This is a genomic window from Streptomyces sp. NBC_00490 (genome assembly GCF_036013645.1).
Taxonomy (GTDB): Bacteria; Actinomycetota; Actinomycetes; order Streptomycetales; family Streptomycetaceae; genus Streptomyces; species Streptomyces canus_F.
On sequence record NZ_CP107870.1, the window covers coordinates 101960 to 126429 of the forward strand.

20 protein-coding genes are annotated in these 24470 nt (G+C 71.4%); 10 read left to right on the forward strand and 10 right to left on the reverse strand.

Annotated elements, in window-relative coordinates; all coding sequences use genetic code 11:
• Positions 1 to 188: 188 nt before the first annotated feature.
• The 3 genes from OG381_RS48890 to OG381_RS48900 form a co-directional block, all read right to left on the reverse strand.
• Positions 189 to 1715 (reverse strand): FAD-dependent oxidoreductase, encoded by a 1527-nt coding sequence (locus tag OG381_RS48890; protein WP_327722880.1) that lies wholly within the window; start codon positions 1713 to 1715, stop codon positions 189 to 191.
• 689 nt (positions 1716 to 2404) lie between these two features.
• Positions 2405 to 3844 (reverse strand): 3-carboxy-cis,cis-muconate cycloisomerase, encoded by a 1440-nt coding sequence (pcaB, locus tag OG381_RS48895; protein WP_327722881.1) that lies wholly within the window; start codon positions 3842 to 3844, stop codon positions 2405 to 2407.
• Positions 3841 to 5895, reverse strand: coding sequence for an FAD/NAD(P)-binding protein (locus OG381_RS48900; protein WP_327722883.1), 2055 nt, complete (start codon positions 5893 to 5895; stop codon positions 3841 to 3843). Before OG381_RS48900 ends, pcaB begins: the two co-directional genes overlap by 4 nt.
• 456 nt (positions 5896 to 6351) lie before the next feature.
• Between OG381_RS48900 and OG381_RS48905 the strand changes: the two genes are divergently transcribed.
• The 10 genes from OG381_RS48905 to OG381_RS48950 all read left to right on the forward strand — a co-directional run bounded on the left by OG381_RS48905 (position 6352) and on the right by OG381_RS48950 (position 15410).
• Complete coding sequence (locus OG381_RS48905) at positions 6352 to 6894, forward strand: hypothetical protein (RefSeq protein ID WP_327722884.1); 543 nt, start codon at positions 6352 to 6354, stop codon at positions 6892 to 6894.
• Positions 6891 to 7085: a hypothetical protein gene (locus OG381_RS48910; RefSeq protein ID WP_307038220.1), complete on the forward strand. Its 195-nt coding sequence runs from the start codon at positions 6891 to 6893 to the stop codon at positions 7083 to 7085. The genes OG381_RS48905 and OG381_RS48910 overlap by 4 nt, the downstream gene beginning before the upstream one ends.
• Positions 7086 to 7197: 112 nt before the next feature.
• The gene (mvk, locus tag OG381_RS48915; protein WP_327722885.1) at positions 7198 to 8187 is read left to right on the forward strand and encodes a mevalonate kinase; all 990 of its coding nucleotides are present in this window, start codon (positions 7198 to 7200) and stop codon (positions 8185 to 8187) included.
• Positions 8177 to 9205 carry a diphosphomevalonate decarboxylase gene (gene mvaD / locus OG381_RS48920; RefSeq protein WP_327722886.1) on the forward strand — a complete coding sequence of 343 codons (1029 nt, stop codon included), beginning with the start codon at positions 8177 to 8179 and terminating at the stop codon, positions 9203 to 9205. Before mvk ends, mvaD begins: the two co-directional genes overlap by 11 nt.
• Positions 9202 to 10293 (forward strand): phosphomevalonate kinase, encoded by a 1092-nt coding sequence (locus OG381_RS48925; RefSeq protein WP_327722888.1) that lies wholly within the window; start codon positions 9202 to 9204, stop codon positions 10291 to 10293. Before mvaD ends, OG381_RS48925 begins: the two co-directional genes overlap by 4 nt.
• Positions 10290 to 11384, forward strand: coding sequence for a type 2 isopentenyl-diphosphate Delta-isomerase (gene fni / locus OG381_RS48930; RefSeq protein WP_327722889.1), 1095 nt, complete (start codon positions 10290 to 10292; stop codon positions 11382 to 11384). Before OG381_RS48925 ends, fni begins: the two co-directional genes overlap by 4 nt.
• Positions 11381 to 12442 (forward strand): hydroxymethylglutaryl-CoA reductase, encoded by a 1062-nt coding sequence (locus tag OG381_RS48935; protein WP_327722890.1) that lies wholly within the window; start codon positions 11381 to 11383, stop codon positions 12440 to 12442. Before fni ends, OG381_RS48935 begins: the two co-directional genes overlap by 4 nt.
• 3 nt (positions 12443 to 12445) lie before the next feature.
• Positions 12446 to 13615, forward strand: coding sequence for a hydroxymethylglutaryl-CoA synthase (locus OG381_RS48940; protein ID WP_327722891.1), 1170 nt, complete (start codon positions 12446 to 12448; stop codon positions 13613 to 13615).
• 96 nt (positions 13616 to 13711) lie between these two features.
• On the forward strand, positions 13712 to 14728 hold the full coding sequence (locus tag OG381_RS48945; protein ID WP_443062080.1) for a 3-oxoacyl-ACP synthase III family protein: 1017 nt from the start codon (positions 13712 to 13714) through the stop codon (positions 14726 to 14728).
• 91 nt (positions 14729 to 14819) lie between these two features.
• The gene (locus OG381_RS48950) at positions 14820 to 15410 is read left to right on the forward strand and encodes a malonic semialdehyde reductase (protein ID WP_327722892.1); all 591 of its coding nucleotides are present in this window, start codon (positions 14820 to 14822) and stop codon (positions 15408 to 15410) included.
• A gap of 84 nt (positions 15411 to 15494) precedes the next feature.
• Here OG381_RS48950 and OG381_RS48955 read toward each other — a convergent pair whose 3' ends face one another.
• The 7 genes from OG381_RS48955 to metK form a co-directional block, all read right to left on the reverse strand.
• Positions 15495 to 15821: a DUF6059 family protein gene (locus OG381_RS48955; protein ID WP_327722893.1), complete on the reverse strand. Its 327-nt coding sequence runs from the start codon at positions 15819 to 15821 to the stop codon at positions 15495 to 15497.
• A 219-nt stretch (positions 15822 to 16040) separates the two neighbouring features.
• Positions 16041 to 16169 (reverse strand): hypothetical protein, encoded by a 129-nt coding sequence (locus tag OG381_RS48960; RefSeq protein WP_327722894.1) that lies wholly within the window; start codon positions 16167 to 16169, stop codon positions 16041 to 16043.
• A 23-nt stretch (positions 16170 to 16192) separates the two neighbouring features.
• Positions 16193 to 17602, reverse strand: a complete 1410-nt coding sequence (gene ahcY / locus OG381_RS48965; protein ID WP_327722895.1) for an adenosylhomocysteinase — start codon at positions 17600 to 17602, stop codon at positions 16193 to 16195.
• Positions 17580 to 18485 (reverse strand): methylenetetrahydrofolate reductase [NAD(P)H], encoded by a 906-nt coding sequence (metF, locus tag OG381_RS48970; protein ID WP_327722896.1) that lies wholly within the window; start codon positions 18483 to 18485, stop codon positions 17580 to 17582. Before metF ends, ahcY begins: the two co-directional genes overlap by 23 nt.
• Positions 18482 to 21985, reverse strand: coding sequence for a methionine synthase (gene metH / locus OG381_RS48975; RefSeq protein WP_327722897.1), 3504 nt, complete (start codon positions 21983 to 21985; stop codon positions 18482 to 18484). The genes metF and metH overlap by 4 nt, the downstream gene beginning before the upstream one ends.
• Entirely contained in the window at positions 21982 to 22965 is a 984-nt protein-coding gene (locus OG381_RS48980) for a carbohydrate kinase family protein (protein WP_327722898.1), read from the reverse strand. The genes metH and OG381_RS48980 overlap by 4 nt, the downstream gene beginning before the upstream one ends.
• Positions 22966 to 23053: 88 nt before the next feature.
• On the reverse strand, positions 23054 to 24262 hold the full coding sequence (metK, locus tag OG381_RS48985; protein WP_327722899.1) for a methionine adenosyltransferase: 1209 nt from the start codon (positions 24260 to 24262) through the stop codon (positions 23054 to 23056).
• Positions 24263 to 24470: the final 208 nt, after the last annotated feature.

Consider the following 24470-nt stretch of genomic DNA (forward strand, 5'->3'; position numbering starts at 1 on the left):
ATACTCAAGTCTGAACTCAAGTGTTCCTTGAGTGAGTTGTGGGACGTCGTAGGACAAGTGGGCTTCGCTGGCGGTCAGTTGATCCACTCCTGTCATGACCTCGAGCGTATGTCCGGGCGATTTCGGCCGCGACGGCGTATTACGCGCCACCCGGCCGAAAAGCGGCGCGGACCTGGGATCCGGCGGGCTCATGAGCGTCGCCGGTCGCCGGCCGGTTGCGCGGCCGGCCAGTGGGCCGAGGAGCCGGTGGGCCGGGGCCGGGCCGCGGAACCGGTGGAGACGCCGATGGCGGGTGGCGTCGGTGCGACGGGGCGCCGCCTTCGGGCTTCGGGGCCGTGGGTGACGCTGGGCGGTGTCGTGGGGGCCGGATCGTGCCGGGTGCCCAGGGCGGCCCGCAGGGCGCGCGAGCGCAGGGCGGCGGGCGCGGCGAGACCCTGGTGCAGGTGGAGCAGGAGGGCGGCCGCGTGCGGGTCGGCGGTCGCGGCGGCCGCGAGCCGGGACGCGTACCGCCTGCCGAGCCGGGCCCTCAGCCCGGCCGGTGGGGCCGGGGCGCGGGTGCTCGACTGCCAGGCGGGGGCGATCCGGTGGGCGAGGGCCCGGCGCAGCCGGTGGCTGACGCCGACCGCGGTGCCGTGGGCGGCGAGCAGGTGGTCGAGGACCAGGGCGCACTCCACCGCGAGGGTCATACCGTGGCCGTGGGCCGGGTCGAGGGCGGCCAGCGCGTCGCCGACGACGAGGAACTGGTCGGGCCAGCGGCGCAGCTTCTCGTAGTGGCGCAGGCGGTTCTCGGTGCGGCCGCAGGTGTAGACGGGGCCGAGCGGGGTGGCCGTCTCGATGAGGTCGCGCAGCATCGGATGGCGCAGGGACGCGGCGGCGCGCAGCAGTTCCGCGTGGTCGGCGGGTGGCGGGGTGCCGTCGCCGGTCGCGATCGTCACCAACCAGCGGCCGCCCTCGACGGGGTTGAGGACGGCCTGGCGCGGATCGCCGGGCGAGGGCATGAGGAACAGGCTCTTGAAGTCGGCGACATGGCCGACGGGCGGCGCGTACAGGGTGGTGGCGTACGACGTCCCGGAGTCGGCCACGGATTCCGCGGGCGCCGCGTAGCCGAGTTCGGCGAGCCACTCGGGGGCCTGGGAGCCGCGTCCGGAGGCGTCCACCACGAAGTCGGCGCCGATGAGGCGTTCGGGGTTCCAGCCGTCGCACTCCTTGCGGTTGCGGCCGCGTGCCCAGACGCCGGTGACGGTGTCGTGGGGGCCGGGCTCCAGGGCGACGACCTCGTGGTCCTGGAGGAAGGTCACCTTGGGGTCGGCGTACAGCCGTTCCCGTATCACCGCGTCGAGGAGGTCACGGCCGGCGCTGAGCATCGACAGGTCCGTCGGGACGCGGGGCAGCCAGCCGGCCGGGCCGAGCAGCAGCATGTCCTCGGGGATGCGGATGTGGACCGCTCCGGCGCGCACGAGGTCCTGGCCGATGCCGGGGAACAGGTGCTCCAGGCCCTGCTGGGCGGCGGTCATGAGGCTGTGGGTGTGCCGTGCCTGCGGAACGCCGCGGCGACGGCCGGGGCCGCGGGGCAGCCAGTCGCGCTCGATCACGGTCACCCGGTCCATGAGGCCGGTCAGTGCTCGAGCCGCGGTCAGTCCCGCGAGGCTGGAGCCGATCACCACGGCGTGCCCATGGCCGCCGCCGCTCTCCACAACACGTGCGTCCAGACTCAACTCGGCCGCCTCCCCAGTGCGTTGTGCTTGCATCATGCGCCGCAAGTCGGCCCGCGGGACCGGTCTCGACACCGCCTCGAGCGGCCTTCGAGGCAGGCGCGAGGAGGACTTGAGCGAGGCGTGGGGCGAGCGGGGCGCGGACGCGCGCGGACCAGCAAGGTTGGACAGCCGCAGGCCGCACGCGGCCTGGCCGGGACAGCCGGGCTTGCCGATCTGCGCGCCACAGATGCTGCGGGTCTCGGGGCCACTGGATCCACCGGTCTCGGCACGGCCGGGACCTGCCTGTCTCGGCACGGCCGGGACCTGCCTGTCTCGACACGGCCGGGACCTGCCTGTCTCGACACGGCCGGGACCTGCCTGTCTCGGCACGGCCGGGGCCCGCCTGTCTCGACACGGCCGGGGCCCGCCTGTCTCGACACGGCCGGGGCCCGCCTGTCTCGACACGGCCGGGGCCCGCCTGTCTCGACACGGCCGGGGCCCGCCTGTCTCGACACGGCCGGGGCCCGCCTGTCTCGACACGGCCGGGGCCCGCCTGTCTCGACACGGCCGGGGCCCGCCTGTCTCGACACGGCCGGGGCCCGCCTGTCTTCGCGCCACCGAGGCCACGGCCGGCTTCAGGAGCGGTCGGTCGTGGGGCGCGGCCGGGTGCGTACGGCTGTCCTGCGGCGCCGTACGCACCGGCCCTGCCGTCAGGGCGCCGGGGCCCGCCCGAGCCCCGGCGCGGTCAGTGCCCGGTCCACCAGGGGACCGGCGACGCCCGTGTATCCGGCGGGGTCGAGGAGGGCGGTCGCCTCCTCCCGGCTCAGGACGCCCGCCAGTTGCGGAAGGTCGGCCAGTACCTCGGCGAGGGGCAGGCCGGCGCGGGTGGCGAGCAGGGAGGCCTGCGTGAGCAGTTCCTTGGCGGCCGTCTTGCCGATGCGGGGCGCCAGGACGGCCGAGACCCGCTCGGAGACGAGCTGGCCGCCGGTCGCCTGGAGGTTGGCGCGCATCCGTTCCGGGCGGACAGTGAGGCCCCGGGCGAGTTCGACGGCGGTGTGCGCGGCGCCGCCGGTGAGCCGCAGCGCCTCCCGCAGCGGCTGCCACTCCGCGTGCCACATCCCGGCCGACCGCTCGTCCTCGGTGGGCAGGCACTGCATCAACACGGTCGCCAGCGCGGGTACTTGGAGCGCCGCGGAGCGGATCAGGGTCGCCAGCACGGGGTTGCGCTTGTGCGGCATCGCCGAGGAGGCGCCCCGCCCGGCGACCGCGGGCTCGGCCACCTCCCCGACCTCGGTACGGGCCAGCACCAGCACATCCGCGGCGATCTTGCCGAGCGCCCCGGTGGTGTGGGCGAGCGCGGCCCCCAGGTCGGCGACGGGGGTGCGCAGCGCGTGCCAGGGCAGCACGGGCACGGCCAGCCCCGTCTCGTCGGCGAACGCGGCGCCGAGTTCGCCGAGTACGGCCGCGGGGTCCGCGCCCTCACCGGCGTACTGCAGATACCCGGCCAGGGTCCCGGCCGCGCCGCCGAGCGACACCGGGAGCCCGCCGTCGACGAGACGTTCCAGGCGCTCGACGGAGTCGAGGACCAGTGCGCGCCAGCCCGCCGCCTTCAGTCCGAACGTCGTGGGCACGGCGTGCAGAGCGAGGGTGCGGCCCGCCATCGCCGTGTCCCGGTGCGTGGCCGCGAGGCCGGCCAGCGCCTCCGCGACCGCGCGCAGATCGGCGACGATCAGCCGCAGCGCCCTTTGGGCCACCAGCATCGCGCCGGTGTCGAAGACGTCCTGGCTGGTCGAGCCGCGGTGCACGTACTCGGCGGCCTCCGGACAGCGTTCGGCGACCACCGCGGTCAGCGCCTTGACCAGGCCCACGACCGGGTTCGCGGTCTCCCGCGCGGCCAGCGCCAGTTCGCGTACGTCGAGCAGTTCCGCGCGGGCGGCCGCGGTGATGGCCGCGGCCGCCTGGGCGGGGACCGTGCCGCAGCGGGTCTGGGCGCGGGCCAGGCCCGCTTCCGCGTCCAGCATCGCCTGGAGCCAGGCGCTGTCGCCGACGGCCGCCTCGACGGGGGTGCCCGCCCGCACCGGGGAGAGCAGCCCGGCGTCCAGATGCGCGGACAGGGTTCCGGTCCGCGGGGATGTGTGCACGACGGTCATGCGCTCGCCCCCGCCCGCACGGTGAGCGGCTCCGCCACGGGACGGGCCAGTTCGGGCAGGGCGAGGACCGCCGCCGCGATGGCGTCGGAGTCCTCCAGGGTGACCGAGCCGACGCCGGGCCGGATACCGGCGGCGGTCACCCAGTGCACGGACTCGGTGGGCACGCCGTAGGCGAAGCGCCGCGGGTGCAGTACTCCCCGGGCGTCGATGACGTGGTAGGGCCGCTCGGACACGGCGAGGCCGCCGGTCTCGTAGTCCGCGGCGCCCGTGCCCTCCCCGTCGGGGATGCGGTACGGGTGGCACTGCCCGGTGCGCAGCAGCTGGTTCATCAGCGGGTCCGCGGTGCGCCTGAGGTCGATCTCGGGCAGGCGGGCCTCGATGAGGACCGTGGCCCGCACCCGTACGTCCGGTATCTCGCTCGACGTGCCGCTGAAGCTGGGGCCGAGCGGGTCGTCCGGGTCGGGGGCGACACGCATGCCGGGTCCGGTCACGTCGAGGACGCCGGCGTCCAGGAGCGCGGCCATCTCCTCTATACGGGAGGCCGGCGGGCCGATGGACAGATAGGCGTTGAGCGGTGTGTACCAGCCGTCGAGGTCGTCGCGGTGGGACGCGGCGGTCAGGCCGGCGTGGTCGATGGCGAGCCGCAGTTCGTTGCGCAGGTCCCGCAGGACGTCGAGGGCGGCCTTGACCGGTCCGCTGACGTTGCCCTGGCGGGCCAGGCGGACGTCGTCGTCGAGGTGGCCGCGCAGCCAGTCACGGAAGGCGGCCTGCTCGGTGAAGACGCGGTCGCCGTAGGGGCGGGCGACGCGCTTCCAGTCCCAGCGTTCGGCGGCGTCGACGCCGGTCGCGTCGAGGAGCACGTCCTCCTCCGCGCCCGGTTCGGCCTCCAGATAGGCCTCGACGAACTCCTCCACGACGTCGGGCAGTTCACCGCGCGACTCGAGCAGCGCGGCGTAGTAGACGCTGCACACCTCCTTGGAGATGAGCGGCCACAGGTCGGCGGCGAAGTCGATGGCCCCGTGGTGGGGAGTGCGGGCGCGCAGCGCCGCGATGTACCCGGTGGTCAGCAGCCGGGGGTAGTAGCGGCCGTGGGCGCCCTTCTCGTTCTCGCCGCGCGCCTGGTAGGGCACGCCGCGCCGGGAGCCGGCGTACAGGCGCGGTTCGCGGCCCGAGGGCCGGTAGACGAGGCGGCCGTCGACGCGGGTGAAGATGCCGCCCCGGCCGTGGGTGAACAGGGCCAGGTAGTCGAAGAAGTTGAGCCCGAGTCCGCGCAGCAGCACGGTTTCGCCGGGCCGGATGCCCGACAGGTCCACGTCGGCCGGGTTGGCCGGGGGCAGATAGGTCAGACCGCTGCTCTCGGCGTACTCGGTCAGCTTGCGTTCGGTGTCGGAGAGTTGGGCCGGTACATGGCCCTGTGCGAGGACGACCGCGGACAGGCCGGTCAGCCGGGTGCCGTCCTCGAGGACGATGGTCTGCTCCCCCGTCGGCCCGCCCGGGGTGTCGTCGTCGTGCAGGGCGACGGCCCGTACGGGGTGGGTGCGCACCGTCACGTGTGCGGCGGCGCCCTCCACGACCCGCTGGAACGCCCACGTCAGATAGCAGCCGTACAGGGCGCGGGTGGGGTAGGAGTCGGGGCCGAGGCGGCGGGCCTCGGCGAGGACTCCGTCGTCGTAGCCGGCCTGCGGGGCGGCCTCGAGGGTGTGCGAGACCAGTGCCTTGGCCCACTCGTACAGGCTCGGCCCCTCGTCCAGCGGGCCGTCGATGCGGACACTGGCGTCGGTGTAGACCGTGACCTGCGAGGACACGGTGTTCATCAGCAGATGCCGGGACTGCGTGGGGCGCCACACCCGTCCCGAGCCGGGCGGGTCCGGGTCGACGACATGCACGGTGACGGTGTCCCAGCGGGGCGACTTCCTCTCCTGTGCACAGAGCCGTTCCAGTACGGAAAGGCCCCGCGGGCCTGCGCCGACGAGGCAGACCTCCAAGTGCGCCGCCGCGTCACCGCGGGCGGACCGGGCGGATTCCCGGGCGTCCGGACAGCCGAATGGCATCGGATCGTCCAGGGCATACTGTGCGGCCGCCGTCACCGGCGGCCCTGCGGTGAGTGCGACGCTTACTGCGCGTTCGCCTCCATACGTACCGTCCACAGTGCCTCCTTCCTCCGCCACCGTCGGGGCAGGCGCTCAATCACCGCTCGGCCCTGGATGGAAATCCGCTTGAGGAATGGCGGGGGCAATGACCCGGCTTCGCCGGACCGCCGCCGGACGGGACATGGCACGCCACCTCCGGCGAGCCGCGAACGAGGCTGTATCGGGACTCCAGCACCGCTCGCTACGTTCGAGAAAAAGGCATCACAGGATCGATCCGGTCATTCGGACAGCACGGTCGCGGAGGGCGAGCCGCCTCATGAAGGAGATTCGTTGATGGTTCACCCGTGCCCCAGAAAACACACCCATGAGAGCCGCGCCGTCCCCGGATTCGTCCTTTGCGCCCCCTGTATCCGTCAGGTGGAACGCAATCTCCGTACACTCCCCGCCCTGCACCAGGAGTGTCTGCACCACGTTTCTCCGACCCACCGGCGGACCAACCCCACCCGGGTTTCGGGAAGCCGTAACCGGGACCACCTGAACATCTCGGTGCTCGACGCCAGGTACAACCTCCTCGCCACTCTCGAGTCGTGGTCGGAAATCGTGGTGGAGCAGCTCGGCGTCACCGCGCCGGCCCGCTCCGTTCCGCAACTGGCCCGGTTTCTGACCCAGCATCTGCCGTGGCTCGCGGCGCAGCCGCCGGCCGCCGACTTCGCAGGTGAGGTGGAGAGTCTGGTCGCCGAACTGCGCAGCACGATCGACCCCGACCCGCATGCGTTGCAGACGCTGATCCGGCAGTGCGTCGTGGACAACTGCGCCGGCACGATCAGCGCCTCGCCGAGGAACACCGGCGCATCGAAAAGCCGGAGCATCGCATGCTCGGCGGGGCATTCCTGGGAAATGCACGAATGGCTGACTCTGAGGCAGCTCATGGAGCAGCAGCGAAAGGGGGTCCCGGCATGACGAAACCGCCACGCCACCGGCTTGTTCCCACGAATGTGGCCGCACTCGCCGTGGGGGTGTCCGAAGCGACGATCCGCAAGTGGGTCAGCCGCGGGAAGATCACCCGCTATGGCGCGCCGAACTGCCGCTCGGAGTTCGACATCGAGGAACTCACTCAGATCGCGATGCGGCGTGGTTCCGCGACCCGGTGACGTTCGGGTATTTCCCGCATCACGTTCTGCCGTGCAAGAACAGCCAACCACCCGTCTCGAAGACTTTCGTGAAACGACAAGGGGAGTGAGTGCGTTGACGCTACCGACCTCAGTGGAGGGGGTTTCGGAAAACCGTCGGGCTCGCTCGGTCGGCATCGGTCGCGCCCACGCCAAGGCGATCCTGCTGGGCGAGCACGCGGTCGTGTACGGAACTCCGGCGCTCGCGCTGCCGATTCCACAGCTGACGGCCACGGCGAGCGCCGGATGGTCCTCCCACTCCTCCGACGCCCAGGGCGGCCTGTCCTTCACCATGACCGGTTCCGCCTCGCGGGCCGTGGTGACCCTGGCCTCCGACGGTCTGCAGCGGCTGGCCGCGGCGTTCAAGGAGCGCATGGGCGTGCCGGGCAGGCCGCATCTCGACGTGATCCTCGACGGTGCCATCCCGCCCGGTCGCGGGCTCGGCTCCAGTGCCGCGAACTCGCGGGCGATCGTTCTCGCCCTGGCCGATCTCTTCGGCCACGAGCTGTCCGAGACCACGGCGTTCGACCTGGTGCAGACGGCCGAGAACATGGCGCACGGCCGGGCCAGCGGTGTCGACGCCATGACCGTCGGCGCGGCGGCCCCGCTGCTGTTCCAGGCGGGGCGGGCCGAGGAACTGGCCGTCGGCTGCGACGGCTTGTTCATCGTCGCGGACAGCGGCACCGCGGGCAGCACCAAGGAAGCCGTCGAGTTGCTGCGGGACGGATTCCGGCGGGAGCCGGGAGCCGAGGAGAGGTTCCTCACGCGTGCCACGGAGCTTGTCGAGGAGGCCCGGCGGGCTCTCGCCGACGGCTCGCCGGCAGAGCTCGGCTCGCGGCTGACGGACTATCACGAGCTGCTGCGCGCGGCCGGCCTGAGCACCGACCGGATCGACGCCATGGTCGCGGCCGCGCTCGGCGCGGGCAGCCTCGGCGCGAAGATCACGGGGGGTGGTCTGGGCGGCTGTGTCCTCGCCCTCACCCAGCCCGAGCTGGCCAGCGAGGTCGCCCGGCGGCTGCACGACGCGGGCGCCGTCCAGACGTGGGTCGTTCCGCTGAGGAGGCTCGCCCCTCATGCGCTCTGAACAGCTCGCGCGACCGCGGGTGGCGGGCCGGGCGGCGGACGCCACCGCCGTCGCCCATCCGAACATCGCGCTGATCAAGTACTGGGGCAAGAGCGACGAGCGGCTGTTCCTGCCCCGCACGGACAGTCTGTCCATGACCCTGGACATCTTCCCGACGACCACCCGGGTCCGGCTCGCCCCGGAGGCGGACCAGGACACGGTCGTCTTCAACGGGGAGCCCGCGACCGGTGAGGCCGCACGGCGTATCGCCGCCTTCCTGGACCTCGTGCGGGAGCGGGCGGGCAGCGTCGAGCGGGCCGTCGTGGACACCGAGAACACCGTCCCCACCGGGGCCGGTCTCGCCTCCTCCGCCAGCGGCTTCGCCGCCCTCGCCGTCGCCGCGGCGGCCGCCTACGGGCTCGACGGCGACCCGCGTGCGCTGTCCCGGCTGGCGCGGCGCGGCTCCGGCTCGGCCTCCCGGTCGATCTTCGGGGACTTCGCGGTCTGGCACGCCGGCACCGACGACCTGAGCTCGTACGCCGAGCCCGTCGACGCCGCCGCGGGCCTGGACCCGGCGCTCGTCGTCGCCGTCGTCAACGCGGGCCCCAAGGAGGTGTCCAGCCGTACGGCCATGCGCCGCACCGTCGACACCTCGCCCCTGTTCGAACCGTGGGCCCTGTCCAGCAAGGACGACCTCGTCGACATGCGGGCGGCGCTGAGCCGCGGCGACCTGGACGCGGTCGGTGAGATCGCGGAACGCAACGCGCTCGGCATGCACGCCACCATGCTCGCGGCGCGCCCCGCCGTGCGGTACATGTCGCCGGCGTCCCTCACCGTCCTCGACGCCGTGCTCCAGCTCCGCCGGGACGGCATCGCGGCCTACGTCACCATGGACGCCGGGCCGAACGTCAAGGTGCTGTGCCGGCGTACGGACACGGACCGGGTGGCGACGGCCGTACGCGGCGCCGCTCCCGACAGCGCGGTGCACATCGCCGGGCCCGGCAAGGGTGCCCGTCTGCTCACCGAGGACGAGCGATGACCTCCCGGCGCACGGTCGTGCGCCGCGCGCCGGGCAAGCTGTACATCGCGGGCGAGTACGCGGTGGTGGACCCCGGCAACACCGCGATCCTGGTGGCCGTCGACCGGTACGTCACCGTCACCGTGTCCGACACGGACGGCGCCGATGTGGTGATCTCCTCCGACCTCTGGCCGCGCCCCGTGCACCGGCACTGGCAGGACGGCCGGCTGACCGGAGGCGACAGCGAAGCCGCCCACGTCGTCACCGCGATCGAGACCGTGGCCGACCTGCTCGCCGAACGCGGCCTGCCCGTCCCCCCGTTGAGCGTGTCGATCACCAGCACCCTGCACGAGCACGGCAGGAAATACGGCCTGGGCTCCAGCGGCGCGGTGACCGTGGCGACGATCGCCGCCGTCGCCTCGTACTGCGGGCTGGACCTCTCCCCCGACGCCCGGTTCCGTCTCGCCCTGCTCGCGACGGCCCGCATCGACCCCAAGGGCTCCGGCGGCGACCTCGCCGCCGGCACCTGGGGCGGCTGGATCGCCTACCGGGCACCCGACCGTGCCTTCGTGCTCGAGCTGGCCCGCACGCACGGCGTCGAGGAGGCGCTGCGCACGCCCTGGCCGGGCTTCGAGGTGCGTCAACTGCCGCCGCCCGACGGCCTGTCCCTCGAGGTCGGCTGGACCGGGAACCCCGCCTCCACCACCTCCCTCGTGGCCGGCCTGCACCGGCGGACCTGGCGCGGCACGCCCTCGCACCAGAAGTTCGTGGAGACCACCGCCGACTTCGTGGACGCCGCGATCGGCGCCCTCGAGGCCGGCGACGGCGACGGCCTGCTGCACCAGATCCGGCGCGCCCGCCAGGAGCTGGCCCGCCTGGACGACGAGGTCGGCCTCGGCATCTTCACCCCCGAACTGACGGCGCTGTGCGACGCGGCCGAAGCCGCCGGCGGCGCGGCCAAACCCTCCGGGGCGGGGGGCGGCGACTGCGGCATCGCCCTGCTGGCCGCCGACGCCCCGCACGACATCGCACACGTACACGGGCGGTGGGCCGCGGCCGGGGTGCTGCCCCTGCCCGTCCGTCCCGCCCCGGAAGGGAACCAAGCATGAGTAGCGCTCAGCGCAAGGACGACCACGTCCGGCTCGCCATGGAGCAGCAGCACGCGCACAGCGGACGCAACCAGTTCGACGAGGTGTCCTTCGTCCACCACGCCCTGGCCGGCATCGACCGCCCGGACGTGTCCCTGGCCACCACCTTCGCCGGCCTCACCTGGCAGGCGCCGCTCTACATCAACGCGATGACCGGCGGCAGCGCCAAGACCGGCGTCATCAACCGGGACCTGGCCATCGCGGCCCGCGAGACCGGGGTGGCCATCGCCTCGGGCTCCATGCACGCCTACTTCAAGGATCCGTCCTGCGCGGCCACCTTCCGGGTGCTGCGCGAGGAGAACCCGGACGGGTTCGTCCTGGCGAACGTCAACGCGACAGCGTCCGTCGACAACGCGCGGCGCGCCATCGACCTGATCGAGGCCAACGCCCTGCAGATCCACCTCAACACGGCGCAGGAGACGCCCATGCCGGAGGGCGACCGCTCCTTCGGCTCGTGGGCGGCGCAGATCGAGCGGATCGCGGCCGCCGTCGACGTCCCCGTGATCGTCAAGGAGGTCGGCAACGGGCTGAGCCGCGAGACGATCCTCGCCCTGCCGAGCCTGGGCGTGCGGGTCGCCGACGTCAGCGGCCGCGGCGGCACGGACTTCGCCCGCATCGAGAACGGTCGGCGCGAACTCGCCGACTACGCCTATCTGCACGACTGGGGGCAGTCCACGGTCGCGTGTCTGCTGGACGCGCAGGACGTCGACATCCCCGTGCTGGCCTCCGGCGGTGTCCGCACCCCGCTCGACGTGGCCCGCGCCCTGGCCCTCGGCGCCCGCGCCGTCGGCTCCTCCGGCGGGTTCCTTCGCACTCTCCTCGACGGTGACGTCTTCGCGCTGGTCGCGAAGATCTCCGCCTGGCTCGACCAGCTGGCGGCCCTGCAGACCATGCTCGGCGCCCGCACCCCCGCCGACCTCACCCGCTGCGACCTGCTGATCCACGGCGAACTCCGGTCCTTCTGCACCGACCGGGGCATCGACACGCGGCGGCTCGCCCAGCGCTCCAGCTCCATCGACGCCCTCCACGAGATGACGGGAAGCACACGATGACCGAAGCACACGCGATCGCCGGGGTCCCCATGAGGTGGGTGGGCCCCCTCCGCATTTCGGGGAACGTCGCCAACACCGAGACCCACGTCCCGCTCGCCACCTACGAGTCCCCGCTGTGGCCCTCCGTCGGCCGCGGCGCGAAGGTCTCCCGGCTGGCCGAGAAGGGCATCGTCGCCACCCTCGTCGACGAGCGGATGACCCGCTCGGTCCTCGTCGAGGCGACCGACGCGCTGACCGCGCTCACCGCCGCGCGGACCATCGAGGCGCGCATCGACGAGCTGCGCGAAGTGGTGCGCGGCTGCAGCCGGTTCGCCCAGCTGATCGGCATCCGGCACGAGATCAACGCCAACCTGCTGTTCATCCGGTTCGAGTTCTCCACCGGCGACGCCTCCGGCCACAACATGGCCACCCTCGCCTCCGACGCGCTCCTCGCGCACCTGCTGGAGACCGTCCCGGGCATCTCCTACGGGTCGATCTCCGGCAACTACTGCTCGGACAAGAAGGCCACCGCCATCAACGGCATCCTCGGCCGCGGCAAGAACGTCGTCACCGAGCTGCTCGTACCGCGCGACGTCGTCGCCGACGTCCTGCACACCACGGCCGCGAAGATCGTCGAGCTGAACATCCGCAAGAACCTGCTCGGCACCCTCCTCGCCGGCGGCATCCGCTCGGCCAACGCCCACTACGCGAACATGCTGCTCGCGTTCTATCTGGCGACCGGCCAGGACGCGGCCAACATCATCGAGGGCTCGCAGGGCGTCGTCATGGCCGAGGACCGCGACGGCGACCTCTACTTCGCCTGCACCCTGCCCAACCTGATCGTCGGCACGGTCGGCAACGGCAAGGGCCTCGGCTTCGTCGAGACGAACCTGACCCGGCTCGGCTGCCGGGCCGAGGGCGCGCCCGGCGAGAACGCCCGCCGGCTCGCCGTCCTCGCCGCGGCGACCGTGTTGTGCGGTGAGCTCTCGCTGCTCGCGGCGCAGACGAACCCCGGCGAACTCATGCGCGCGCACATCCAGCTGGAACGCGACAACAAGACCGCAAAGGTTGGTGTATGAGGCATGTCCATATCCATCGGAATCCATGATCTGTCGTTCGCGACGAGCGAGTTCGTCCTGCCGCACACGGCCCTCGCGGACTACAACGGCACCGAGATCGGCAAGTACCACGTGGGCATCGGCCAGGAGTCGATGAGCGTGCCCGCCGCGGACGAGGACATCGTGACCATGGCCGCGACGGCGGCCGCGCCGATCATCGCCCGGCACGGCAAGGACCGTATCCGCACGGTGGTGTTCGCCACCGAGTCCTCGATCGACCAGGCGAAGTCGGCCGGTATCTACGTCCATTCGCTGATCGGTCTGCCCTCGGCGACCCGCGTCGTCGAGCTGAAGCAGGCCTGCTACGGGGCGACGGCGGCCCTGCAGTTCGCCATCGGCCTGGTGCAGCGCGACCCCGCCCAGCAGGTCCTGGTGATCGCGAGCGACGTCTCCAAGTACGAGCTGGACAGCCCGGGTGAGGCGACCCAGGGTGCGTCGGCGGTGGCCATGCTGGTCAGCGTGGACCCCGCGCTGGTGCGGATCGAGGACCCGTCCGGTCTGTTCACCGCCGACGTCATGGACTTCTGGCGGCCGAACTACCTCTCCACCGCGCTCGTCGACGGACAGGAGTCCATCGGCGCGTACCTCCAGGCCGTGGAGGGCACCTGGAAGGACTACTCGGAGCAGGGCGGCCGCGCGCTCGAGGAGTTCGCCGCGTTCTGCTACCACCAGCCGTTCACGAAGATGGCGTACAAGGCCCACCGCCATCTGCTGAACTACTGCGGCTACGACACCGACAAGGACGTCATCGCGGGCGCCCTCGGCCAGACCACGGCGTACAACACCGTGATCGGCAACAGCTACACGGCGTCGGTGTACCTGGGCCTGGCCGCGCTCCTGGACCAGGCGGACGACCTGACCGGCCGTCCGCTCGCCTTCCTCAGCTACGGCTCCGGCTCCGTCGCCGAGTTCTTCGCCGGGACCGTGGTCGCCGGCTACCAGGACCACCTGCGCACCGAGGCGAACCTCGAGGCGATCTCGCGGCGCAAGACGGTCGACTACGCCGGCTACCGCGAACTGCACGAGTGGACGTTCCCGACCGACGGCGGCGACCACGCCACCCCGGAGCAGACCACCGGACCGTTCCGGCTGGCCGGGATCAGCGGCCACAAGCGGATCTACCAGACGCGTTAGAGCGTCTCGCGGGCATGTGGGCGGCCATCGCGCGCCGCCCGCCCGTCGGCCCCTTCGTACAGCCATTCACCGACCACTTGAGGGGAGGGCAGCCGCATGACAGAGGCAACGTTCCCGGGCCCCGGCAGCCCTATGAAGGACATCAGGATCCTCGGCACGGGTGCTTATGTGCCGGAGCGGATCGTCTCCAACGACGAGGTCGGCGCGCCGGCCGGGGTCGACGACGCCTGGATCACCCGTAAGACCGCGATCCGGGAACGGCGCTGGGCCGCCCCCGGCCAGGCCACGTCCGACCTGGCGACGGCCGCGGCGCGTGCCGCGATGAAGTCGGCGGGCGTCACCGCCGAGCAGCTGTCCATGATCGTGGTCGCCACGTCCACGCCGGACCGGCCGCAGCCGCCGACGGCGGCCTATGTGCAGCGCAACCTCGGTGCCGCCAGCACCGCGGCGTTCGACGTCAACGCGGTGTGCTCCGGCACGGTGTTCGCGCTCTCCGCGGTCGGCAGCGTGGTGCTGCGGCGCGGCGGCTACGCGCTGGTGATCGGCGCGGACACGTACTCGCGCATCCTGGACCCGGCCGACCGCAGGACGGTCGTCCTGTTCGGCGACGGCGCGGGCGCCATGGTCCTCGGTCCGACCACGCAGGGCCCGGTCGTGCGGCATGTCGCCCTGCACACCTTCGGCGCCCTCTCAGACCTGATCCAGGTGCCCGCGGGCGGCAGCAGGCAGCCCCTGGACCACGCCGGCCTGGACGCCGGGCTGCAGTACTTCGCGATGGACGGGCGGGAGGTGCGCCGGTTCGTCATGGAGCAACTGCCGCAGCTGGTGAAGGGGTTCCTCCACGAGGCCGGTGTCGAGGCCGCGGACATCAGCCACTTCATCCCGCACCAGGCCAACGGTGCCATGCTCGACGACGTCTTCGCGGACCTGGCCCTCCCCCGCGCCACCATGCACCGCACGGTCACGCACTACGGCAACACGGGCGCCGCCTCCATCCCGATCACCCTCGACGCGGCCGTCCGCGAGGGCGCCTTCCGCCCCGGCGAGCTGGTCCTGCTGGCCGGGTTCGGCGGGGGCATGGCCGCGAGTTTCGCCCTGATCGAGTGGGGGTGAGGGGTCCTCGCGGACTCCGCCCCGATCCGACGCACGGTTCCTGACCCCCGTAGAGATCCCCTGCCGAAAGCCCTGTTGAAAGGTTGCATCCATGGCGCTCGTGCTCGACGCCGCCGCCCAGGACCTCCTCTTCCGTGAGGCCCGCACGGCCAACACCTTCACCGACGAGCCGGTGACCGACGAGCAGATCGAGGCGATCTACGACCTCGTCAAGTACGGTCCGACCTCCTCCAACCAGAGCCCGCTGCGCATCACCCTGGTCCGCTCCCCCGAGGCCCGTGAGCGCCTGGTGCGGCGCATGGCCGAACCCAACCGCGCGAAGACCGCCGGCGCCCCGCTGGTCGCGATCCTCTCCACGGACAACGAGTTCCACGAGGAGCTGCACAAGCTGGTCCCGCACTTCCCCCAGGTGAAGGATCTCCTCTACGCGGAGCGTCCGACCCGGGAGGCGTCCGCCGTCCTCAACGGCGCCCTGCAGGCCGCGTACTTCATCATCGGCATCCGTGCCGCCGGCCTCGCCGCGGGCCCGATGAGCGGCTTCGACGCCGCGGGCGTCCAGAAGGAGTTCCTGGACGACGACCACACCCCGCTGATGGTCGTCAACATCGGCAGGCCGGGCCCGGACGCCTGGTTCCCGCGCGCTCCGCGTCTGGACATCGACGAGGTCATCACGACCGTCTGAGTCCGGTCACGGCGAAAGGGCCGGGCGCGGCGAGCATCTGCTCGCCGCGCCCGGCCCTTTTCGGCCGTCCGGCGCCCGTGGCGGTCAGCCGCGTTCGCGGGCGCTGTGTTCGTATGCGGGCCATACGTCGCGCACGAGTTGTAGTTCCTGCGGGGTCAGTGGTATGTCCTCACGCAGCCGCTCGGGGTGCGCCGGCGGCGGCCCGCCGACCCCTGGCGGCAGCACCAGGAACCTGCCCTGCGCGTAGCGCACCAGGCGGTTCTGGGAGCGGGTGGCGGTACGGGGCGGGTCCATGGCCTGCAACGCCTCGGGGCCCACGTAGACGGCGCCGTAGGACGCCAGGCCCCGCCACAGAGGCCGCAGGCAGCGGTTGACCATCACCCGTAGAACACCACGCAGCATCCGAATCATGACTGCACCTCCACGCCTCCACTCGTCGTTTCCTAAAGAGATTCGCAAGGTTCACTCGTGGACCGGTGGAGAGAACTTGGTGCGCGCTTGTGCGGTTTTCGGCCACGCACGCCGTACCGCGACACGGCGTACGGACATGACGAACGGACATGACGAAGAGGCGCGCTGCGGTGTGCAGCGCGCCTCGTGGGTGGGGCGGACGGGAACGTCGGAGGTGGCTCAGTCGATGCCGCGTACGACGTGGGGCTCCCAGCTGTCGTCCTCGTCGATGCCGGCGAGCCGGAGCGGCGGGGCGAGGGCCGGGACGTCGTGGGACTGTCTGCTGTCCTCCTCCAGAATGTCGTACACCTGATCCTCCTTGCCGGGTCGGCTCAGTAGCGGTAGTGGTCCGGCTTGTACGGTCCGTCGACGTCGACGCCGATGTAGGAGGCCTGCTCCGGGCGCAGCGTCGTCAGCTTCACGCCGAGCGCGTCCAGGTGGAGGCGGGCGACCTTCTCGTCCAGGTGCTTGGGCAGCGTGTAGACGCCGATCGGGTACTCGGCCTGCTTGGTGTACAGCTCGATCTGGGCCAGCGTCTGGTCCGCGAACGAGTTGGACATCACGAACGAGGGGTGGCCGGTGGCGTTGCCCAGGTTCAGCAGGCGGCCCTCGGACAGGACGATCAGGACCTTGCCGTCGGGGAACTTCCAGGTGTGGACCTGGGGCTTGACCTCGTCCTTGACGATGCCCGGCACGCTCGCGAGGCCGGCCATGTCGATCTCGTTGTCGAAGTGGCCGATGTTCCCGACGATGGCCTGGTGCTTCATCCTGGCCATGTCGGCGGCCATGATGATGTCCTTGTTGCCGGTCGTGGTGATGAAGATGTCGGCGGTCTCGACGACCTCGTCCAGCGTGGTCACCTGGTAGCCGTCCATGGCCGCCTGAAGGGCGCAGATCGGGTCGACCTCGGTGACGATGACCCGGGCGCCCTGACCGCGCAGCGACTCCGCACTGCCCTTGCCGACGTCGCCGTAGCCGAACACGACCGCGGTCTTGCCTCCGATGAGGACGTCGGTGGCCCGGTTGATGCCGTCGATGAGGGAGTGGCGGCAGCCGTACTTGTTGTCGAACTTCGACTTCGTCACGGCGTCGTTCACGTTGATCGCCGGGAACAGCAGCACCCCGTCGCGCTGCATCTCGTACAGGCGGTGCACACCGGTGGTGGTCTCCTCGGACACCCCGCGGATCTCCGAGGCGATCCGCGTCCAGTCCAGCGGGCTCTTCTCCAACAGGGCGCGCACCACGGCCAGTTCCTCGTTCTCGGCGACCGGCAGCTCACCCGTCTTGCGGTACTCGACGCCCTTGTGGACGAGAAGGGTGGCGTCACCGCCGTCGTCGAGGATCATGTTCGGGCCGGCGTGCCCGGGCCAGGTGAGGGCCTGCTCGGTGCACCACCAGTACTCCTCCAGCGTCTCGCCCTTCCAGGCGAACACCGGGATACCGGCGGCGGCGATGGCGGCGGCCGCGTGGTCCTGGGTGGAGAAGATGTTGCAGGACACCCAGCGGACCTCGGCGCCCAGGGCGACCAGCGTCTCGATGAGGACGGCGGTCTGCACCGTCATGTGGAGCGAGCCGGTGATCCGGGCACCGGCGAGCGGCTGCGTCTCGGCGTACTCCCTGCGGATCGCCATCAGGCCGGGCATCTCGTGCTCGGCGAGGGTGATCTCCTTGCGGCCGAACTCGGCGAGGGAGAGGTCGGCGACCTTGAAGTCCGTGAAGTCAGCGCTGGGCTGCGAGGGCATGCTGGGCACTCCTTGAGTTCAGTACGTCGCGGTGGATTTCGAGCGTCGCCGTCGAGCGGTTCAGCGTGATGTAGTGCAGCCCCGGGGCGCCCTCGGCGAGGAGCCGCTCGGCCATCGCGGTGGCGTACTCGACGCCGATGCGGTGGCCGTCCGCGGGGTTGTCGCGCACCGCGTCCAGGCGGTGCGCCAGGTCCTCGGGGAAGGCGGCTCCGCTGAGCTCGGCGAAGCGGGTGATCTGGCGTACGTCGGTGGCCGGCATGATCTCCGGGATGATCGGGGTGTCGCAGCCCGCGGCAGCCACCCGGTCGCGCAGCCGCAGATAGTCCTCGACGTGGAAGAACATCTGGGTGATGGCGTAGTCGGCGCCCGCCCTGCACTTGGCGACGAAGTGCCGGATCTCGCTGTCCCAGTCCGCCGAGCGCGGATGCCGTTCCGGGAAGGCGGCCACACCGACGCTGAACTCCCCCGACTCCTTGACCAGACGCACCAGTTCGTCGGCGTGGGTGAAGCCGTCGGGGTGCGGGATCCAGGGGGCGTTCGGGTCGCCGGGCGGGTCCCCGCGCAGGACGAGGACGTCCCGGACGCCGGCGTCGGCGTACTGGCCGATGATGTGCCGCAGTTCGGCCACCGAGTGGCCGACCGCGGTCAGATGGGCGACGGGGCGCAGGGTCGTGTCGGTCGCGATCCGTTTGGTCACCTCGACGGTGCGGTCCCGGGAGGATCCGCCGGCCCCGTAGGTGACCGAGACGAAGCTCGGCGCGAGCGGCTCGATCCGGCGGATCGCCTCCCACAGGGTCCGCTCCCCCTTGGCCGTCTTCGGCGGGAAGAACTCGAAGGAGAACGACGGGGTCCCTCTGTCGAGGATGTCGCGCAGGGTGCTCATTCCCGGCCTCCGGCGTTGAAGTAGCTGGCCTCGGGGTGGTGCAGGACGATCGCGTCCGTGGACTGCTCGGGGTGCAGCTGGAACTCCTCGGACAGATGGACGCCGATGCGCTCCGGCTGGAGCAGGTCGGCGATCTTCGCGCGGTCCTCCAGGTCGGGGCAGGCCGGGTAGCCGAGGGAGTAGCGGCAACCCTGGTACTCGGTGCGGAACATGCCGTCCAGCGAGCCCGGGTCGCCCGCGGCGATACCGAGCTCGTCGCGCACGCGGGCGTGCCAGTACTCGGCGAGTGCCTCGGCCAACTGGACGGACAGGCCGTGCAGTTCGAGGTAGTCGCGGTAGGCGTTGGCCTCGAACAGCTTGGCTGTCTCCTCGCCGATGCGGGAGCCGACGGTGACGATCTGGAGGCCGACGACGTCCGTCTCCCCCGACTCCTCCGGGCGGAAGAAGTCGGCGAGGCACAGTCCGCGGCCGCGGCGCTGGCGCGGGAAGGAGAAGCGGGTCAGTTCGGATCGGTTCTCGTCGAGCAGGATCAGGTCGTCGCCTTTGGAGACGGCGCGGAAGTAGCCGTGCACGACGGCCGCTTCGAGCAGGTTCTCCGTCTGGAGCCGGTCGAGCCAGCCCCGCAGCCGGGGACGTCCCTCGGTCTCGACGAGTTCCTCGTACGTGGGCCCGTCGCCCTTGCGGGTCTGCTTGAGGCCCCACTGGCCCTTGAAGAGGGCGCCCTCGTCGAGCCAGGACGCGTACTCCTTGAGCTGGATGCCCTTGACGACGCGGGTTCCCCAGAACGGGGGCGTGGGCACGGGGTTGTCGACGGCGACATCGGAGCGCCCCCGTTCGGGGCTGTCCGCCACGACGGCGGCCGCGGTCGCGGTGCTCTTGACCCGCCGCTGCTTCAGCTCGGGCAGCTTGGCTCCGGGGACACCCCGCTTGACGGCGATGAGCGCGTCCATGAGGCGCAGGCCCTCGAAGGCGTCGCGGGCGTAGCGGACCTCGCCCTCGTAGATCTCGTGCAGGTCCTGCTCGACGTAGGCACGGGTGAGCGCGGCTCCGCCGAGGATCACCGGGAAGTCGGCCGCCAGCCCGCGCTGGTTGAGCTCCTCCAGGTTCTCCTTCATGATCACCGTGGACTTCACCAGCAGCCCCGACATGCCGATCACATCGGCCTTGTGCTCCACGGCCGCCTCGAGGATCGCGGAGACCGGCTGCTTGATACCGATGTTGACCACGTTGTAGCCGTTGTTGGTCAGGATGATGTCGACGAGGTTCTTGCCGATGTCGTGCACGTCGCCGCGGACCGTGGCCAGCACGATCGTGCCCTTGCCCTCGTCGTCCGTCTTCTCCATGTGCGGTTCGAGATGGGCGACGGCGGTCTTCATCACCTCGGCGGACTGGAGCACGAACGGCAGCTGCATCTGGCCGGAGCCGAACAGCTCACCGACGACCTTCATACCCTCCAGGAGGGTGTCGTTGACGATGTCCAGAGCGGGACGTTCCTGGAGAGCCGCGTCCAGATCCTGGTCGAGGCCGTTCTTCTCGCCGTCGATGATGCGGCGCTTGAGACGCTCCTCCAGCGGCAGGGCGGCCAGTTCCTCGGCCTTGCCCGCCTTCAGCGACTTCGCGGTGGCGCCCTCGAACAGCGCCATCAGCTTCTGCAGCGGATCATAACCCTCGGCGCGCCGGTCGTAGATCAGGTCGAGGGCGGTCTGCACCTCTTCCTCGCTGAACCGGGCGATCGGCAGGATCTTGGAGGCGTGCACGATCGCCGAGTCCAACCCGGCCTTCGTGCACTCGTCCAGGAACACCGAGTTGAGCAGGATCCGGGCGGCCGGGTTGAGGCCGAAGGAGATGTTCGACAGACCCAGAGTGGTCTGCACATCCGGGTGGCGGCGCTTGAGCTCGCGGATCGCCTCGATGGTGGCGATGCCGTCCTTGCGGGACTCCTCCTGACCGGTGCAGATGGTGAAGGTCAGGGTGTCGATGAGGATGTCCGACTCGTGGATGCCCCAGTTCCCGGTCAGGTCCTCGATGAGCCGCTCGGCGATGGCGACCTTGTGCTCCGGGGTGCGGGCCTGGCCCTCCTCGTCGATGGTCAGCGCGATCAGCGCGGCACCGTGCTCCTGGGCGAGCTTGGTGACCTTCGCGAAGCGGGACTCGGGGCCGTCGCCGTCCTCGTAGTTGACGGAGTTGATGACCGCACGCCCGCCGAGCTTCTCCAGCCCGGCCCGGATGACCGGCACCTCGGTGGAGTCCAGCACGATCGGCAGGGTGGAGGCGGTGGCGAACCGGCCGGCCAGCTCCTCCATGTCGGCGACACCGTCACGGCCGACGTAGTCCACGCACAGGTCCAGCATGTGCGCGCCCTCGCGGATCTGATCCCGGGCCATCTCCACACAGTCGTCCCAGCGGCCCTCCAGCATCGCCTCACGGAACTTCTTCGACCCGTTCGCGTTCGTCCGCTCACCGATCGCCATGTACGACGTGTCCTGCCGGAACGGCACCGTCTGATAGAGCGAAGCCGCACCGGGTTCCGGACGCGGATCCCGTGCCGCCGGGGCCAGTCCGCGTACCCGCTCGACGACCTGGCGCAGATGCTCCGGCGTCGTACCGCAGCAGCCGCCGACGAGCGAAAGGCCGTACTCGCGGACGAAGTTCTCCTGCGCGTCGGCCAACTCCGGGGCGCCCAACGGGTAGTGGGCGCCGTCCTTGCCGAGCACCGGCAGACCGGCGTTCGGCATGCAGGACAGCTGGATGCGGGAGTGGCGGGCGAGATAGCGCAGGTGCTCGCTCATCTCGGCGGGCCCGGTCGCGCAGTTCAGGCCGATCATGTCGATGCCGAGCGGTTCCAGCGCGGTCAGCGCGGCGCCGATCTCCGAACCCAGCAGCATCGTGCCGGTCGTCTCCACCGTCACCGACACGATGAGCGGCAGGTCCAGGCCGAGTGCCTCAAGGCCGCGGCGGGCGCCGAGAACGGCGGCCTTGGTCTGGAGGAGGTCCTGGGTGGTCTCGACGAGCAGGGCGTCGGCGCCGCCCGCGACCAGGCCCTCGGCGTTCTGCTGGAAGGCGTCGCGCAGGGTGGTGTACGGGGCGTGGCCGAGCGTGGGCAGCTTGGTGCCGGGGCCGATCGAGCCGAGGACCCAGCGCTGGCGTCCGTCCCGCGCGGTGTACTCGTCGGCCACCTCGCGGGCCACGCGGGCGCCGGCTTCGGAGAGTTCGTGGACGCGTTCGGGGATGTCGTACTCGGCGAGGGCCGCGTGGTTGGCGCCGAAGGTGTTGGTCTCGACGCAGTCGACGCCCGCGTCGAAGTACTCGGCGTGCACCGAGCGCACGATGTCGGGCCGGGTCACGTTGAGGATCTCGTTGCAGCCCTCGAGCTGCTGGAAGTCCTCCATCGTGGGGTCCTGGGCCTGGAGCATGGTGCCCATCGCCCCGTCGGCGACCACCACACGGGTGGCGAAGGCCTCGCGGAGCGCGGCGATGCGGGTGCGGTGGTCAGCGGTCATGAGTGTTCTCCGAGGACTGGCGCGAGCGGGGCGGCCGTACCGGGGCCGTAGGCTCGCTCGACGATGCGGGACAGCTGTGCCAGGTCGACCTCGTAGGACTGCGAGCCCACCGCGCCGAGGACCACGGAGGCCAGCGCGCAGCCCAGTCGGGCCGCGGGTTCGAGCGGTACGCCGTGGCTGACGGCGGCGAGGAATCCGGCGCGGAAGGCGTCGCCGACGCCGGTCGGGTCGGCCGTGTCGGTGTCGGGGATGGCGGGGACGTCGAGCGGGGGCTGTCCGGCGCTTTCGATGCGCACCCCCTTCTCGCCCAGGGTGGTGACCCAGGTGCCGACGACCGCGAGGATCTCGCTGCGGCTCCAGCCGGTGCGCTCCTTGAGCAGTGCGGCCTCGTACTCGTTGGTGAACAGCCAGGCGGCGCCGTCCACCAGGTCGCGGACCTGGTCGCCGTCCAGGCGGGCCAGTTGCTGCGAGGGGTCGGCCGCGAAGGGCAGGCCGAGGGTGCGGCAGTCGGCGGTGTGGCGGAGCATCGCCGCCGGGTCGTTGGGTGAGACCAGGACGAGGCCGGGGCGGTCGGGGCCGGTGACGAGGGCGCGCAGGTCGATGTCGTGGGCCTCGGTCATGGCGCCCGCGTAGAACGCGGCGATCTGGTTGGCGTCGTCGTCGGTGATGCACATGAAGCGGGCGGTCTGCCGTTCGGCGGAGATGTGCACTCCCCCGGTGTCGACGCCGTGCTCCTTCAGCCACACCGCGTACTCGGCGAAGTCGGTGCCGACCGCCCCGACCAGGAGGGGAGACAGGTCGAAGCCGCCGAGCCCGTAGGCGATGTTGGCGGCGACGCCGCCGCGGCGCACCTCGAGACGGTCGACGAGGAAGGAGAGCGAGATGTGGGCCAGCTGCTCGGGGAGCAGCTGGTCCGTGAACCGTCCGGGGAAGACCATCAGATGGTCGGTGGCAATGGATCCTGTCACCGCGATGCGCACGGGAACTCCTTCGGTCGCTTCGGTCGCTGATCGCCGGTGTGGCACGGCGTCGGCCGCGACCGTCGGGCCCGGCCGTCAGGTGTCGGGCTCAGATGCCCGCGGCTGCCTTGAGCTGCTGGGCGCGGTCGGTGCGCTCCCAGGTGAAGTCGGGCAGCTCACGGCCGAAGTGGCCGTAGGCGGCGGTCTGGGCGTAGATCGGGCGCAGCAGTTCCAGGTCGCGGATGATCGCGGCCGGGCGCAGGTCGAAGACCTCGCCGATGGCCTGCTGGATCTTCTCCACCGGGAGGGTGTGGGTGCCGAAGGTCTCGACGAACAGGCCGACGGGCTCGGCCTTGCCGATCGCGTACGCGACCTGCACCTCGCAGCGCGAGGCGAGGCCCGCGGCGACGACGTTCTTGGCGACCCAGCGCATCGCGTACGCGGCCGAACGGTCCACCTTGGACGGGTCCTTGCCGGAGAAGGCACCGCCGCCGTGGCGGGCCATGCCGCCGTACGTGTCGATGATGATCTTGCGGCCGGTCAGACCCGCGTCACCCATCGGGCCGCCGATCTCGAAGCGGCCGGTCGGGTTGACGAGCAGCCGGTAGCCCTCGGTCTCCAGCTTGATGCCCTCGTCGGCGAGCTGCGCCAGGACGTGCTCGACGACCTCGACGCGGATGTCGGGGGTCAGCAGCGACTCCAGGTCGATGTCGGAGGCGTGCTGCGAGGAGACCACGACCGTGTCGAGGCGGACGGCCTTGTCGCCGTCGTACTCGATGGTGACCTGCGTCTTGCCGTCGGGGCGCAGGTAGGGGACGGTGCCGTCCTTGCGGACCTGGGTCAGCCGGCGGGAGAGCCGGTGGGCCAGCTCGATGGGCAGCGGCATCAGGTTGGGCGTCTCGTCGGTGGCGTAGCCGAACATCAGGCCCTGGTCGCCGGCGCCCTGCTTGTCGAGCTCGTCCTCGTCGCCCTCGACGCGCTTCTCGTAGGCGGTGTCGACACCCTGCGCGATGTCCGGGGACTGCGCGCCGATGGACACCGAGACACCGCAGGAGGCGCCGTCGAAGCCCTTGGCCGAGGAGTCGTAGCCGATGTCGAGGATGGCGTCGCGCACGAGTTGGGCGATCGGGGCGTAGGCCGAGGTGGTGACCTCACCGGCGATGTGCACCTGGCCGGTGGTGATCAGGGTCTCCACCGCGACGCGCGAGGTGGGGTCCTGGCTCAGCAGCGCATCGAGAATGGTGTCGCTGATCCGATCGGCGATCTTGTCGGGGTGACCCTCGGTCACGGATTCCGAGGTGAACAGACGACGGGACATGGCTCTCCTGATGGTTGCGGCCCACAGCACGAAGGGCGTCAGAGACTGGGCGAGGTCACCCGTGACACAGCCCAAGATGTACGACCTCGAACGAGGAGCACTCGAAGAGCGGCGGAACCCCAGCGGAGAGGGCCGCCGCGACGGCGGTTCGGCCGTCTCGCCCGTGGTACGTCGGTGCCGTGGCCCCGGATCCGCTGCGGGGCCACGG